General features: G+C 64.2%; 14 protein-coding genes. 8 read left to right on the top strand and 6 right to left on the bottom strand.

The window, feature by feature from the left end; translation table 11 throughout:
• Positions 1–16: 16 nt before the first annotated feature.
• A complete protein-coding gene (locus tag VN419_RS07555) occupies positions 17–802 on the bottom strand; it encodes a FlgO family outer membrane protein (protein ID WP_325646098.1) in 786 nt (261 codons plus the stop codon).
• A gap of 84 nt (positions 803–886) precedes the next feature.
• A complete protein-coding gene (locus tag VN419_RS07550) occupies positions 887–1,738 on the bottom strand; it encodes a purine-nucleoside phosphorylase (protein ID WP_414652923.1) in 852 nt (283 codons plus the stop codon).
• Positions 1,739–1,822: 84 nt separating this feature from the next.
• Between VN419_RS07550 and VN419_RS07545 the strand changes: the two genes are divergently transcribed.
• The 8 genes from VN419_RS07545 to VN419_RS07510 are packed head-to-tail and all read left to right on the top strand — an operon-like array spanning position 1,823 to position 9,084.
• The gene (locus VN419_RS07545; RefSeq protein ID WP_325646094.1) at positions 1,823–2,569 is read left to right on the top strand and encodes a motility protein A; all 747 of its coding nucleotides are present in this window, start codon (positions 1,823–1,825) and stop codon (positions 2,567–2,569) included.
• A gap of 3 nt (positions 2,570–2,572) precedes the next feature.
• Entirely contained in the window at positions 2,573–3,307 is a 735-nt protein-coding gene (locus VN419_RS07540) for a flagellar motor protein MotB (protein ID WP_325646092.1), read from the top strand.
• Positions 3,308–3,361: 54 nt separating this feature from the next.
• Positions 3,362–3,745: a PilZ domain-containing protein gene (locus VN419_RS07535; protein ID WP_325646090.1), complete on the top strand. Its 384-nt coding sequence runs from the start codon at positions 3,362–3,364 to the stop codon at positions 3,743–3,745.
• Positions 3,746–3,757: 12 nt separating this feature from the next.
• Positions 3,758–5,191: a biotin carboxylase N-terminal domain-containing protein gene (locus VN419_RS07530; protein ID WP_325646088.1), complete on the top strand. Its 1,434-nt coding sequence runs from the start codon at positions 3,758–3,760 to the stop codon at positions 5,189–5,191.
• A 15-nt stretch (positions 5,192–5,206) separates the two neighbouring features.
• On the top strand, positions 5,207–7,450 hold the full coding sequence (locus tag VN419_RS07525) for an acetyl-CoA carboxylase carboxyl transferase subunit alpha/beta (protein ID WP_325646086.1): 2,244 nt from the start codon (positions 5,207–5,209) through the stop codon (positions 7,448–7,450).
• Positions 7,451–7,475: 25 nt separating this feature from the next.
• Positions 7,476–8,126, top strand: coding sequence for a biotin attachment protein (locus VN419_RS07520; protein WP_325646084.1), 651 nt, complete (start codon positions 7,476–7,478; stop codon positions 8,124–8,126).
• Positions 8,127–8,128: 2 nt separating this feature from the next.
• Complete coding sequence (locus tag VN419_RS07515; protein WP_325646082.1) at positions 8,129–8,494, top strand: hypothetical protein; 366 nt, start codon at positions 8,129–8,131, stop codon at positions 8,492–8,494.
• 56 nt (positions 8,495–8,550) lie between these two features.
• Complete coding sequence (locus tag VN419_RS07510; protein WP_325646080.1) at positions 8,551–9,084, top strand: single-stranded DNA-binding protein; 534 nt, start codon at positions 8,551–8,553, stop codon at positions 9,082–9,084.
• 249 nt (positions 9,085–9,333) lie between these two features.
• On the opposite strand, the gene VN419_RS07505 is transcribed toward VN419_RS07510, so the two are convergent.
• From VN419_RS07505 to VN419_RS07490, 4 genes are all read right to left on the bottom strand, one after another.
• Entirely contained in the window at positions 9,334–11,370 is a 2,037-nt protein-coding gene (locus tag VN419_RS07505; RefSeq protein ID WP_325646078.1) for a methyl-accepting chemotaxis protein, read from the bottom strand.
• 211 nt (positions 11,371–11,581) lie between these two features.
• Positions 11,582–12,007: a DUF3783 domain-containing protein gene (locus VN419_RS07500; RefSeq protein WP_325646076.1), complete on the bottom strand. Its 426-nt coding sequence runs from the start codon at positions 12,005–12,007 to the stop codon at positions 11,582–11,584.
• On the bottom strand, positions 11,980–12,873 hold the full coding sequence (locus VN419_RS07495) for a hypothetical protein (protein WP_325646074.1): 894 nt from the start codon (positions 12,871–12,873) through the stop codon (positions 11,980–11,982). Before VN419_RS07495 ends, VN419_RS07500 begins: the two co-directional genes overlap by 28 nt.
• A gap of 27 nt (positions 12,874–12,900) precedes the next feature.
• The coding region (locus tag VN419_RS07490) for a DEAD/DEAH box helicase (protein WP_325646072.1) at positions 12,901–14,277 on the bottom strand (1,377 nt) is incomplete at its 5' end.

The following is a 14,277-nucleotide window of genomic DNA, read 5'->3' as shown; positions in this document are numbered from 1 at the left end:
GTTCCGGGCGCCGCGGTTAGCGGACGAGGTCGCGTTCCACGTAGTTCTGGGGCTGGCCGCTGGGATTGGCGATCTTGTGCGCGTTGCCGTTCAGCTGGGTGCGCACGCTGGGGGTCATGCCGCCGCTCTGCTTCAGCTGAGGCAGCATGGCGCGGGTGTTGCGGTTCACGGGCACCGTCCAGGTGTGGGCGGCCAGCACCTGCCCGTCGTCCAAGGCCACGATGCGCGCGCTGACGTAGATGACCTTGTCCGCGATGAGGTAGGTGCCGGAGAGCAGGCTGGGCCGGGCCTCATTCTGGGCTTCCCAGGTGCGCTTGTCGGCCGCCTTGGCTTCCGCGCCGGAAAGGGCGAGGCCTTCGGGCTTGTCCGGCTGCTCGGGGGCTGGCTTGGGGGCGGCCTTCCTGGGCTGGCCCAGGGTGACCTTGAAGCTGCGCATGGCCAGACGCGCGGCCACCTGCTCCGAGACGAGGGGGCCGAAGGGCGAGGGATCGCCCATGTTCACCCTGTTGGTGAAAGGCTCCACGTAGATGGGGGAATTCTTGTTCAGGGCGGGCATGAACATGCCCATCATGGTGTCGGCCGCATCGTAACTGATGTCGGTGAGGGGCGTGTTGTCATCCTTGAAAAGCTCGCCCGTGGTGGGGCGCGTGCCCAGGATGTCGTCCTTTGCGTCAACCGCGGTGCGCTTGAGGGTGGAATAGTACGAGGTGCTCGAGCTGCCGCAGCCGGAAAGCAGCCCGGCCGCCCCGGTCAGGAAGGTCAGGAGCACAAGGGGGGCGATTATGTGGCGGCGTGCGTTCATGGCTGCTTTCGCTGCGAAGCGCGGTTATATTTGTTGCGTGCGCTTCAGGTCTTGATTGCGTATCGTACGGAAGACGTCAAAACTTTACGCCCTGCCCGGCGCGCTGTCCAGTTCCGGCCGCGCGGCCAGGGCGCACAGCAGCCGCGTCATCTGATCTGAGCTCTGCGCGGCCATGTCGAGCACGGCCTCGTGACTGATCTCCTGCATGCAGTCGGGCGAGTTCTTGTTCGTCAAACAGCTGATGCCAAGCAAGCGCAGGCCCATGTGCCGCGCGGCAATGGCCTCCATGACCGTGGACATCCCTATGGCGTCGGCCCCCATCTGCCGATAAGCTCTTGTCTCGGCGGGAGTCTCCAGGCTGGGGCCGGGCACCTGCACGTACACGCCGCGTTCGACGAGCAGCCCCAGGCGGGCGGCTTCGCGGCGGGCCAGGGCCACCAGTTCCGGGCACCAGGCGCGGCCCATGTCCGGGAAGCGCGGGCCGAAGGACTCGATGTTCGGGCCGGTGAGCGGGTTCTGGCCGGTCATGTTGATGTGGTCGGTGATGAGCATGAGGCTGCCCGCCTCGAAGAGCGGATTCAGCGCTCCTGCGGCATTGGTGAGCACTATCATGTTCACGCCGAGGGAGCCGAGCAGCCGCACCGGCAGGCAGGTTTCGGCCGCGCTGAAGCCCTCGTACAGGTGCACGCGTCCGCACAGGGCCAGGGCCGGGCGGCCGGAAAGCTTGCCTGCGCGCAGGTAGCCGCCGTGGCCAGGCACGCTGGACTGCGGCAGGCCGGGGATTTCAGTGTAGGGGATGTCCACTGTGCCGGTCATGGCACCGGCCACGGCGGAAAGTCCGGAACCAAGCACGAGACCCAAGGTTCCTGCTTGAATATCCCCCAGTTTATCGCGTATGAGTCGGTTAGCGTGGCTGACGGTCTCTTGGTGATTCACGTGTGTTCCTGTTTTTTCGTGGAGCATCTGTCCGCCTCATAACGCAACGGGACAGCACATTACAAGCCAGGGTAGGCGCGCAATATGGATTTCGCAACACTGCTCGGACTCATTTCCGGCCTAGCCCTGGTGGTGGCCGCCATCATCATGGGCGGCGACATGAGCCTGTTCGTCGATCTTCCGTCGGTGATGATCGTCTTTGGCGGAACCTTCGGCACCATCTTCGTGGCCTTCCCGTTCGAGGAGGTCAGCCAGGCCTTGGGAGCGGGCTTCAAGGCCTTCGCCTCGCGCAAGGTGCAGGTGCGGGAGGTGGTCAACATCATGGTCAAAATCGCGGAGATCAGCCGCCGCGAGGGGCTGATCGCCCTGGAGCACGTGAAGACCGAGAACATGGTGCTCAAAAAGGCCTGCCAGCTCATCGCCGATAACGCCGATCCCTCCCTCATCCGCAGCACCCTGTCCATCGAGATCACGTCCATGAAGCGCCGACACAAGGTGGGCGAGGAAGTGTTCAAGCGCCTGGGCAGCCTGGCTCCGTCCTTCGGCATGATCGGAACGCTCATCGGCCTGGTGCAGATGTTGGCCAACCTGAACGATCCCAAGAGCATCGGCCCGGCCATGGCCGTGGCCATCATCACCACCTTCTACGGCTCCGTGCTCGCCACGGTCATCTTTCTGCCGATCGCCACCAAATTGAAGGCCCGCACCCTGCAGGAGGAACTGCACCTGGAGATCATTTTCGAGGGCGCGAAGTCCATTCTGGAGAACAACAACCCCATGCTGGTGTACGAGAAGCTCTCGTCCTTCCTGGCCCCGCGGGAAAGGAAATAGGCCATGGCCGACGACTACGAACGCCCGGAAGAAGAGGAAGAAGGCGATTCCGTAGAATGGTTGATGACCTTCTCGGATTTGACCATGCTCATGCTGGTCTTTTTCATCATGCTCTTCGCCATGAGCACGCCGGACACGAGCAAGATCCAGTCGACCCTGCAATCCGTCACCGCCGCCCTGGGCGGCAAGGAGAGCAAGCTTGCCACCAGCACCATCAGCCGCGAGGAAGCGGGCGTCATCCTCGACCAAGTGCTGATGAACAAGCAGATCCAGATCGCCCAGCAGAAGGTCTTCTCCGATGTGAAGTACCTGCAGACCAAGAAGGGGCTGGAGGGCTTGGTGGGCGCGAATTTCGAGGACGGCATCATCACTATCCGCGCCCCCGGCGACGTGCTTTTCGCCCCCGGTGAGGTGACGCTCACCGCCAAGGGGCGCGAGGTCATAGAAGCCATGAAGGATTTTTTCACCCAGCACCCGGACCAGACCATCAACATCCGGGGATACACCGACGACCACCTGCCTGGGGCGGGTTCGCGCTTCCGCGACAACTGGGAGGTTTCCTCCCTGCGCGCGGTGAACGTGCTGCGCCTGCTCATGGACATGGGCATAGAACCCAAGCGTCTTACCTCCACGGGGCTGGCGGATTTGAACCCGCTGTTCCCCAACACCTCCGAAGAGTACCGCGCCCAGAACCGCAGGGTTGAGTTTGTGCTGGAAAAGCGCGTCACGGGCAAGTAGACTGACTCTCAGGCTGGAGCAACGGCCACGACCGGAAAGCGTGCGAGGACGAACATGGACTTTGACATCAAGATGGACGGCGACGACAAGCTGCGGCAGGCGTACCGCACCCGCGTGCCCGGGCTCGACGTGCGCATCATCACCAAGGCCGGCCCCCAGGACTTCCCGGTGAGCGACATCAGCGCCACGGGCTTCGCCTTCACCGATAATCCTCGCAACTACAGCTCCGGAATGGTCTTTTCCTTCGATCTGCTGCTGGGCAAAAAGCTCTTTCTGGGTGATTTGAAGGGCAAGGTCATGCGCGTGCTGGACAAGGGCATCATCGGCTGCAACTTCGAGAGCATGGAACGCCGCCAGGAAATCAAGCTGGACAAGCTGGTGCTCGAGGTCCAGAAACGGCTTATCGAGCTGCGCAAAGCCAAGCGCGAAGCCGAATAATCAAAGGCAGCAGTGGCGCCACACCGCATCCTCATCGCCAACCGCGGCGAAATCGCCATGCGCATCATCCGGGCCTGCGCAGGCCTCGGGCATGACTTTGTCTGCGTACATACCGCCGCCGATGCGGCCTCCGGGCACGTGCGTCTGGCGCGGGAATTGGGTGGTTCGCAGAGCCTGTGCCGCATCCGCTCCTACCAGGACGCGAATGAACTCTTCGCCGTGGCCGATGCCTGTGGGGCCACCGCCGTGCACCCCGGCTATGGCTTCTTCGCCGAGGACTTCCGTTTCGCCCGCAGGGCCGAGAAACGCGACCGTCCGCTCATCTTCATCGGCCCTTCCTGGGGCGTCATCCGCGACCTGGGCGACAAGATCAACACCAAGCGCATCGCGCGCTCCCTCTCCGTGCCCACCATTCCGGGGTCGGACCGCCCCATCTTCGACGAGATGGAGGCCGTGGACCTGGCCGAGGCCATCTTCGCCTTCCAGGCCGACCAGGGCATCACCGAGGGCTGCGTGCTGGTGAAGGCCAGCGCGGGTGGCGGCGGCATGGGCATTGAGGATGTCTACGACCTGGACACCTTCCGCTCCGTGTACCGGCGCATCCGCAACTATGCCAAAAGAAATCTTTCCGACGAGGGCGTGCTCATCGAGCAGCGCATCTTCGACTTCAACCACCTGGAAGTGCAGGTGGCGGCGGAGCGCGGCGGAAAAAACGCCGTGCATTTCGGTACGCGCAACTGCTCGGTGCAGAGCCTGGGCAGGCAGAAGCGCATCGAGGTGGCGCCGGGTTTCGACCCCGCGAGCCTTTCCTACGCCTTTGACGCAGCCGGCGTGCTGGGCGCCATCACCAGCCATTCCGTAAACATGTCCAAGGCCGTGGGCTATGACAACGTGGGCACCTGGGAGTGGATCGTCACGCCCAAGGGCGACCCCTTCCTCATGGAAGTCAACACGCGCATCCAGGTGGAGAACGGCGTTTCCGGCGTTATTTCCCGCTTGCGCGGCAGGCCGGAGACGGACCGCGGCGTGGACATCATCTCCGAGCAGATCCGCCTGGCCCTGGGTGAGCCCCTGGGCTATACTCAGGATGACGTGCGCTTTGAGGGCGTGGGCATAGAATACCGCATCATCGCCGAGGACCCGGCCGAGCGCTTCACCCCCTGCCTGGGCCGCATAGAGCGCTTCGCCTGGAAGCCGGAGCCTTGGCTCACGGTGTACACCCAGGTGCCAACGGCCGCCGGGGGCGAGGCCTACGAAATACCCATGGACTTCGACCCCAACCTGGCCCTGGCCATCGTCTGGGGCGCGGACTTGGCCCAGGCGCGCGAGCGCGGCGAGGCGTTCCTGCAGAATCTATCGCTCGGCGGCACGGACACCACCGGAGCGCCCCTGCGCACCAACCTGGCCTTTTTGCTGGCCAGAACCCAGACCATCCTGCACTTCTAGGCCAAGGCGCACAGAGTGGACATCGATAAACGCACGCAGCAGCTGGCCGGACGCCTGGCCTACATCCGAGACATCTTCGGCCCGCGCGAGAATGCCTCCGTGGCCATGCTCAAGCATCGGCTGGAGGAATTTCTGGCTCATGCGTCGGGCTACGGCATGCGCGAGCTCCAGGTCCAGGTCTCGCGCCTGGAGGAGCTGTTCTCGCTGCTTGAGGGCAAGCTCGAGAGCGAGCTCTGCCCCATGGACCGCGTGCGCATCGTGCGGCATCCGCAGCGCATCAGCCTCAAGGACATCCTGGAGAATGTTTACGACAATTATACGGAGATCGGCGGCCAGGACGAGTGGAGCATAGACCCCGGCATCATCATCGCCCGGGCCACCATCGCCCGGCGCATGGGCAAGAAGACCGTGCATCAGCCGGTCATGGTCATCGGCCAGGAAAAGGGCCACGGCCAGGAGTTCCGCAACGGCGGGTCCATCAAGCCCTGGGGCAACGCCAACGCGTTGTATTACATGCGCGTGGCCGAGGTGGAGAACATCCCCATTCACACCTATGTGTTCACGCCCGGCGCCTACCCGGTGGAGGACTACCCCGGTGCGGCCCAGCAGATCGCCAAGAATCTCTACGTCATGGCCGGGCTCAAGGTGCCGGTGGTGGCCGTGTTCTCCGAGGGCGGCAGCGGCGGGGCCGAGGCCATCGCCCTGGCCGACAAGCGGCTCATGCTCTCGCACGGCTACTATTCCGTCATATCGCCCGAGGGCGCGGCGGCCATCGAGGGCGGCCTGAAGCAGAAGGCCACGCCGGAGCTCATCGAGCGCTGCGCCGATCGCCTTAAAATTACGGCCGAGGACAACCTGCGCCTTGGCTTCATCGACCGCGTCATCCAGGAGCCTGCCCTTGGCGCGCGGCCGGAACACTACGACTTCTTCCGCCAGCTCCGGCGCGAGGTCATCCGCGCCACGGACGAGGTGGTGCACCAGGCCCAAAGCCTCGGCCCCCTGCGCGCCTTGGCCATGCGCCGCCAGCAGCGCAGTTCCGATCCCCAGGACATCTTCGTGCGCTGGCAGCTGCGGCCCAGCGCGCGCAACGCTCTGGTGCAGCGCCGCTACGACAAGTTCCGGGCCATGAGCCGCACGGCCTTCCGCGACAACCGCAGCCTGGGCGTGCGCCTCACCACGGCCCTGGCGCGCGGCCTGTGGAGCGTGCACAGCCTGCTGACCCACGACTTTCTGGCGCGTTACAAGCGCCGCTTCTCCGGCCTGCTGGAGCAGATCGAGGCCGAGATGCGCGCCCTGGGCCAGGGCATGGGCGGGCCCTTCGCCCGGTTCTCCGGCGCGGGCCGGGGCGGCGTGCCGCCTGAGGCGCTTGAGCGCCTGACCACCTTGTCCTGCCCGGAGGAGGGCGCCTGCCGCATCGAGGACGTCTGGGTCTACGTGAGCCCCAAAAGCCGCGAGGACCGCACCCTTACCTGCCCGAACACCGCAAGCCACGGCTGCCAGGACCTCTGGGCGCCGGATCTTTTCAATGAATTCGCGGGCGTGTGCTCCCACTGCGGGCACCACTTTCCCATGGAATTCCAGTGGTACCTGTACAACGTGTTCAATTTCGCCCAGGCGTATGAGTTCAATGCGGCGCTGGAAGCCGCCAATCCGCTGGAGTACGAGGGCTTCGACCTCAAGCTGGCCGAGGCCAAGCGCGCCACGGGCCTCGGCAGTTCCTGCATCACCTTCGAGACGCGGCTGGAAGGCATCGCCACCGTGGTGGCCGTGCTGGCCAGCCCTTTCCGGGGCGGCACCGTGGGCGCGGCGGAGGGTGAGAAACTCATCCGCGCGGCCGAGCGCGCGCGCATCAAGCGCATGCCCTTCATCTTGTACTCCCACGGCACTGCAGGCATCCGCATCCAGGAAGGCACCTGCGGGGTCATCCAGATGCCGCGCGTGACCATGGCCGTGCGCCGCTACATCGACGCGGGCGGCCTGTATCTGGTGCTCTACGACACCAATTCCTACGCCGGGCCCGTGGCCAGCTTCCTGGGCTGTTCGCCCTACCAGTTCGCCGTGCGCTCCTCGAACATCGGCTTCGCCGGGCCGGGGGTCATCAAGGAAACCACAGGCGTGGAGGTTCCCCCCAAATATCACAGGGCCTTCTCGGCCTTGTCGCGCGGGCATATTCAGGGTATCTGGGACCGGCGCGACCTGAAGAAGAACCTGCACCAGGCCCTGTTGACCATGGGCGGCAGGAACCTCTATTACCGCTGAAAAACAAGAGCATGAGGAACCGACTTTGCTGAACGTCAAGGAAATGCTTGAGGAACTGAAGGCCTCCCCCTACGAGGAGATCGAAGTCCGCACCCCGCACACCGGCGTGGTCCAGTTCGTTGGATTGAAGGCGGGCGACCGCGTTCTCGGCCCTACGGGCAAATGGAACGAGAAGCCGGGCACGCTTCTGGCCAACCTCACCCGCGAGAAGAACAAGAAACCCATCTGCGCCACGCAGAAGGGCGCGGTGACGGATATCGCCATGGATCTGGAAGGCAAGTTCGTGGAGGCCGGGGAGCGCCTGCTCACCATCCGCCACTTCCTGTCTAAGGAAGAAGTCATCGCCCGCATTCTGAAAAAGGCGCTGCACCTGTTTTGCGCCCCGGAACGCGCCAAGTACTATTTCGTTCCCGAGATCGACGCCAAGATCAAGGCCGGCGGCGAGCAGAGCGTGAAGCCCCGCGACGGCATGGAAATGTTCATCGTCTCGCGCATGAAGCGCGAAACGCCCCTGGCCTACACCGGGCCGGAAGGCATCATCTACGCCGTGTACTTTCAGCAGGGCGACAACGTCGACGGCGGCCAGCCGCTCATCGGCGTGTGCCAGGAATCCCAGCTTTCCCTCATCCAGGATGTGGTCAGCCGCGTCCAGGGCGAGTGGGAAGAGCAGGATTAGCCGTGGGCCGCACCCTGCAGATCCGCGTCTCGGCCTGGACCTTTGATCCGGCCGAGGTGGAGAAGCGCTGGCCGCGCCTGGTGGCGCTGGGCTTCAGCCCGCCGGTGCTCTTGAAGCAGGAGCGCGGGGTGCTGGAGCTGGTAGACAATCTGGTGGACCGGCTGGGCATGGGCGTGCTGCCCGAACCAGCCGGAAAGCTCTTGGCCGAGCCCCTGCGCCGCGCCGCCGATGCGCGCGAACGCCTGACCGCCGCCCTGGCCGAATGGAAGGCCCGCGAGGCCAACACCGAGACCGATGCCATCGAAGAAGCCCTGGACGAGGCCGAGCAGCAGGCGCGCGCGCTCAAAAGCGTGCCTGGACTGGACTAGCCGCCTCGTGTTATAGACCAACCGCAGAACGCCGAATCCCCTTAAGGAGCGCCATCATGGCTGGAAGCCTCAATAAAGTCATACTTGTCGGCCATCTGGGCCAGGATCCGAAGATTTCCTACACCCAGTCCGGACAGCCCGTGGCCAACCTGCGCATGGCCACCAGCGAACGCTTCAAGGACAAGTCCGGCCAGTGGACCGACCGCACCGAATGGCACAGCGTGGTGGCCTGGGGCAAAGACGCCGAGTTCTGCAGCAACTACCTGGCCAAGGGCGCGCTGGTCATGATCGAAGGCCGCCTGCAGACCCGCAAATGGCAGGACAAGGACGGACAGGACCGCTATTCCACCGAGGTTGTGGCCAACCGCGTGCAGTCCTTGGGCGGACGCGGGCAGGGCGGCGAAGGCGGCGGCATGGGCGCTGGCAGCAGCGGCATGCGGCCCCAGGGCGGCATGGCTCCTCAGGGCGGGCAGGGCGGACGCGGCCAGCAGCCCCAGCAGGGCGGCGGCAAGCCTCCGTTCCACGACGACGAAGACCTCGGCCCGGCGTTCCCGTCCGAGGCCAGCGGCATGGACGACGTTCCGTTCTAGGGAGAGAACCAGGGGCGCTGCCCCTGGAACCCCGCCAAAGGGCATTCGCCCTCTGGACTCCCCGTGGCATGAAGGCCCCTTCCGGCGAAACCGCCGGAAGGGGCCTTCATGCTGTGGCGGCAGGGGGACATGCCGTTTCTGCTCGCCGCTCACAACCTCTTCCAGCGCTTGAGGCCTAGGGCCTCAAGCGCTGGCCTGCGGGTCCAGGGGGTGCATACCCCCTGGCCTGCGGAGCATATTCTCTTCTCCCTACCCCCGTCCGTCCTGCTCCAGCTTCTCAATGAGCCGCTTGAGCATCTGCGACTGCTCGGCCAGATCGCTGACGGCCTTGGAGGCCTCGCCCATGGCCTGGGAGGTTTCGGCGGAGATGATGTTCACCTGCTCGATGGAGCGGTTGATTTCCTCGCTGGCGGCGGACTGCTGCTCGCTTGCGGTGGCGATGGACCGCACCTGGTCCGAGGCCGCGTCGACCAAGTTGACGATTTCGCCCAGGGCGTTGCCGGAGTCTTGGGCCAGGGTGGTGGCGGTCTCGATGAGCCGCACGGAGCGGTCCACGTTGTCCACATTGAGGCGTGTGCTTTGCTGGATGACGCCGATGGCCTCGCCCACTTCCTTGGTGGCGGCCATGGTCTTTTCCGCCAGCTTGCGCACTTCGTCGGCCACCACGGCGAAGCCGCGCCCGGCATCGCCTGCGCGTGCGGCCTCGATGGCGGCATTGAGCGCCAGCAGGTTGGTCTGGTCGGCTATGTCGGTGATGACGGTCATAATGCGGCCGATGTCCTCGGCCTGCTTGCCGAGCTTGGCCATGTCGTCTTTCAGCCGGTTGGACTGCACCTGTACGTCGCTCATGCTGGACACGACCTTGCTGACGATTTGCGCGCCGTCCTGAGCCTTGGAGCGGGCGTCACCGGCGGTTTCCGCAGCCTGCCCGGCGTTTCTGGCCACCTCAATGACGGTGGCGGTCATCTCCTCCATGGCGGTGGCGGTCTCGCTCACGCGGGCGGCCTGGGTCTCCGCGCCGCGGCTTGATTCCTCAATCTGGGAAGAGAGTTCAGAGGAGGCAGAGGTGACGACCTCGACGATGCTTTCCAGTTGCTGGGCTGCGTGCAGCATGCCCGCGCGCTTGGCCTGTTCTGCCTCGGCCTTGGCCTGCTGGGCTTCCTCCGTGGCCTTGTGGGCCAGTTCGGTCTGCTGCTCGGCTTCAGCGGTCTTCTGCTTGGCGGTGTCGAGCATTTCGCGCAGGCTGGTGATCATCTTGCACAGAGAATCAGCCAAGCGGCCCAGTTCGTCGCTGCGGCGCACATCCATGCAGCTGTCCATGTTGCCCCTGGCGATGTCCTCTGCAAAAGACACGCAGTACCCCAGGGCCTTGAGCATGTTGCCCAGGATGAGGGTGATGGCCGCGCTGACCAGGAGGATGCCCAGGGCGCCGAAGAGCATGCTGGCGTTTCGCACGCTGCCGGAGGCCTTTGCGATGTCGAGATTGCTGACGGTGATGACGGCTGTCCAACCGGTAGTCTTGTCGCGGGCGAAAACAGCCGTGCGCTCCACGCCGCCCTCAACGTAGTTGATGGAACCAGCATCCTGGGCCATGAGCTTCTTGCCCCAGTCGCTTTCGCTCAGCTTCAGCTTGAGCAGCTGGCTCTTGTCCGGGTGGCTGAACACCACTCCCGTCTTGCTGACCATGTAGGCATAGCCGCTTTGCCCAACCTTCACGGGGTCCACCACGTCTTCGGAGAAGCTGGTGAGGTCAACGCGGGCGTACAGCACGCCGACGATCTTGCCCTCATGCGAGAGAGGGGCTGCGGCGATGAACACGGGCTTGCCAGTGACGCGGCTCACAAAAGGCTCGGAGATATTGGGCTCGCCCTTGATGGCCTTCTGGAAGTAGGGCCTGTCCGCGAAGTTGCCTTTGGCGGCGGGATCGGAGCTGACGACGGTTTCGCCCTTGATGTCCAGCACGTTGGTGGCCTGAAGGGACGGGTCGAAGTGGGTCAGGTCGGCCAGGGCAGTGCGTGCGCCCTTGATGCTTTCGGCCGAGCCGTCGGTGATGGCCTTCTTTATCTTGTCGCGGTTGGACTCGAGCACGACCGCGCCGAGCACGTCACCGGCGAAGGAGCCTGCGCCGCTGGCCAGGTTTTTCGAGAGGATGTGCGAGGAATTGATCAACTCGGCCCAGAGCTCGTCGGACGCCTTCTTGGAGGAAAAGTAGCTGGCCATGGCCATGCAGAGCACAACGGCGCTTATGGTGGGGATGAGGAGCTTGGAACGCAACCCGAGTTTCATGGTGCCTCCGGAAAAGCAGATTCCATACTTGGCCACGATGCGCCGGGAATGGCGCGGCAAGCGAAACTGGGGGGAATTAATACTTAACATGCGCGTGACGTTGAAGCAATACCATTTCTGGAAGACGTGCTTCAAACTGCTCCGGGCGGAGCATTCGTTCATGGTTGAGGAGGCGAGGTGGAAGACGGAAGGCGATGATTCTGGGAGGGGCTCAGCTCTTGCTGCTCAGGGCGATGCGCTCCAGGTCGAGTTCAGTCAAGAGGTCCATAAGCTCCCATTGCTCGGAGGTGGGCGTGAGGGTGGCCCAGTTCTGCTGCGGCAGGCCAAGGTGCTTCCAGGCGGCCATGAAGGTGGAGAGTTCCTTCTCGGTTACGCCGGAGAGCACGATGGCGCGCGGCAGGGGGCTGTCCTCACCGCGGCCGTGTCCTGCGGGCAGGCCGAGCAGTTCGCCCACGGGCTTGTCCATGTCCGCTCCGGTGGCGAAGATGGCCGCAAGGTCCGTCAGGCGGAAGCGTTCCATCATGGCCAGCAGAGTATCCTGCTCAGCCGAGGAGTACCCGCACACGAGGGCCGCGCGCGGGCCGTACAGGCGTTTTTTGGGGCTTGCGCCTACTTTCGAGAAGCCGGAAGGGGACATGGCGCACCTGCTGCGGGTTGGGTGGTCAGCGCATAGAAGCGGTTGGAGGCGTAGGTGAGGGCCACGGCGAAGACCATGGCGCCCACGCCCATGATGACCGAGAGGATGGTGTCGGCCGTCAGGGCCATGCGGATGAACAGCGTGGACAGCGCGAAGCCGGAGTTGCGGAATATGGCGTGGAATTCCGGCATGTAGCGCTGGGCGATGAGCACGATGAGGATGTCCGTGAAGATGAGCAGCGTATAGAAGTCGTGGAAGATGTCGAAGGTCGGCTGCCCGCTCAGCAGCAGGTAGGCGTCAAAGGCGCCCATGCCGATGAAGGCGCCCAGAACCAGCAGGGCCACCAGCTTCTTGGCGGTGATGAACTTGGCCAGGATGTCCGGGGCCCAGTGGCGCGGCGCGCAACGCTGGGCGTACTTATAGGCTCCCAGCAGCACGAACACGGCCAGCGCTCCCGCTCCGTTCAGACCCAGGCGGATGAGCACGTCCGTGTGGCCGATGACCTCGATGGGCACGGGCAGGTGGGTGAGTTCCTTGAAGGCGTTGCGCAGAAGGATGAGCGCCAGGATCTCGAACTGTTTGCCCACGGAGCGCGAGGTGGACTTGGGCAGGGAGAACACGAGTTCCACCACCTCAAGCACCAGCACCAGGGTGAAGGTTTGCGTCACCGCGTGGAAGCGGTTCATGGACACGTGCGAGGCCAGGAAATCGGGCAGAAGCCCCAGGCTGTTCAGCTCGATGAGCGTGAGCGAGGCCAGGAAAAAGAGGATGAGCCCTTTGCCCACGCGCCTGCGCGTGACCTCGGCCTCGGCAAAGGCCTGCACGCGGTCAAAGAGCCGCACGAGGGGGTACGAGAGCCTGTTCATGCAGCCGGGCCGATCCCTTGGACTGGGCTAGACCTCAAACAGCATCTCCAGATCATCCCGGGTGAGGGACTTGAAGGCGGACTGGCCGGGGATGATGGCCTCGGCGACATCCTTCTTCATTTCCTGCAACTTCAGGATCTTCTCCTCAACCGTGTTCTGGCAGATCATCTTGTAGGCGAACACCTGACGCTTCTGGCCGATGCGGTGGGTGCGGTCCGTGGCCTGATTCTCCACGGCCGGGTTCCACCAGGGGTCATAATGAATGACATAGTCGGCCGACGTCAAGTTGAGGCCGGTGCCGCCCGCCTTGAGCGAGATCAGGAAGATCGGGATCTCCGGGGTGTCGTTGAACTTGTCCACCTGCTCGAAGCGGTCCTTGCTGGAGCCGTCGAGGTAGGCGAAGGGCACTTCGCGGATCTGCAGCCAGGAGCGGATGATGTGCAGCATTTGCACGAACTGCGAGAACACCAGCACCTTGTGCCCGCCGTCCACGATGTCCGTCACCAGATCCTTGAAGGCGTCGAACTTGCCGGAGGGCAGGTTGGTGTTGATGCCCGGGATGTCGAGCTTCAAGAGGCGCGGGTGGCAGCAGATCTGGCGCAGCTTGAGGAGCGCGTCCAGGATGGACATCTGGCTCTTGGCCAGGCCCTTCTCGTCCACGTCGCGCAGCACCTGCTCCTTCAGCTTGGCGGCCAGCGCGCCGTACAGGTCGCGCTGCTCGTCGGCCAGTTCGCAGTAATGCGTGGTCTCGATCTTGGGCGGCAGGTCCTTGGCCACCTCGTTCTTGGTGCGCCGCAGGATGAAGGGCTTCACGCGGGAGCGCAGGTAGTTGAGGGTCTCCTCGTCGGCGTCCTTGATGGGCTTCACAATGCCGCGCTGGAAGGCGTGCTGCGAGCCCAGGAAGCCGGGCATGAGGAACTCGAACAGGCTCCACAGCTCGAAAAGATTGTTTTCAATGGGCGTGCCGGAAAGGCACAGGCGCATGTCCGCGTCGAGCCGGCGCACGCTGCGCGCCGTGATTGTGTTGGGGTTCTTGATGTTCTGGGCCTCGTCCAGAATCACCACCATGTACTTGTACTTGGTCAGCTCCTCCAGGTCGCGGCGGAGCAGCGCGTACGTGGTGATGATGATGTCCGAGTCCTTGATGCGCGCGAAAAGATCGTCGCGCTTGGCCCCGTAGATGGTCAGGCGGCGCACGGAGGGCACGAATTTCGCGGCCTCGCGCTCCCAGTTGGGCAGAACGCTGGTCGGCACCACGATAAGGCAGGGGCCGTGGGCGCCGCGTTCGATGAGCGAGAGCACGAAGGACAGGGTCTGCACGGTCTTGCCCAGGCCCATCTCGTCGGCCAGGATGCCGCCGAAGCCGTACTCGCGCAGGAAGTTCAAGTAGGACAGGCCCAGCAC

This window comes from Humidesulfovibrio sp., from assembly GCF_035560995.1.
GTDB lineage: Bacteria > Desulfobacterota > Desulfovibrionia > Desulfovibrionales > Desulfovibrionaceae > Humidesulfovibrio.
The sequence above is the reverse complement of the archived record's forward strand: the minus strand, read 5'-3'. Positions and strand labels throughout refer to the sequence as shown.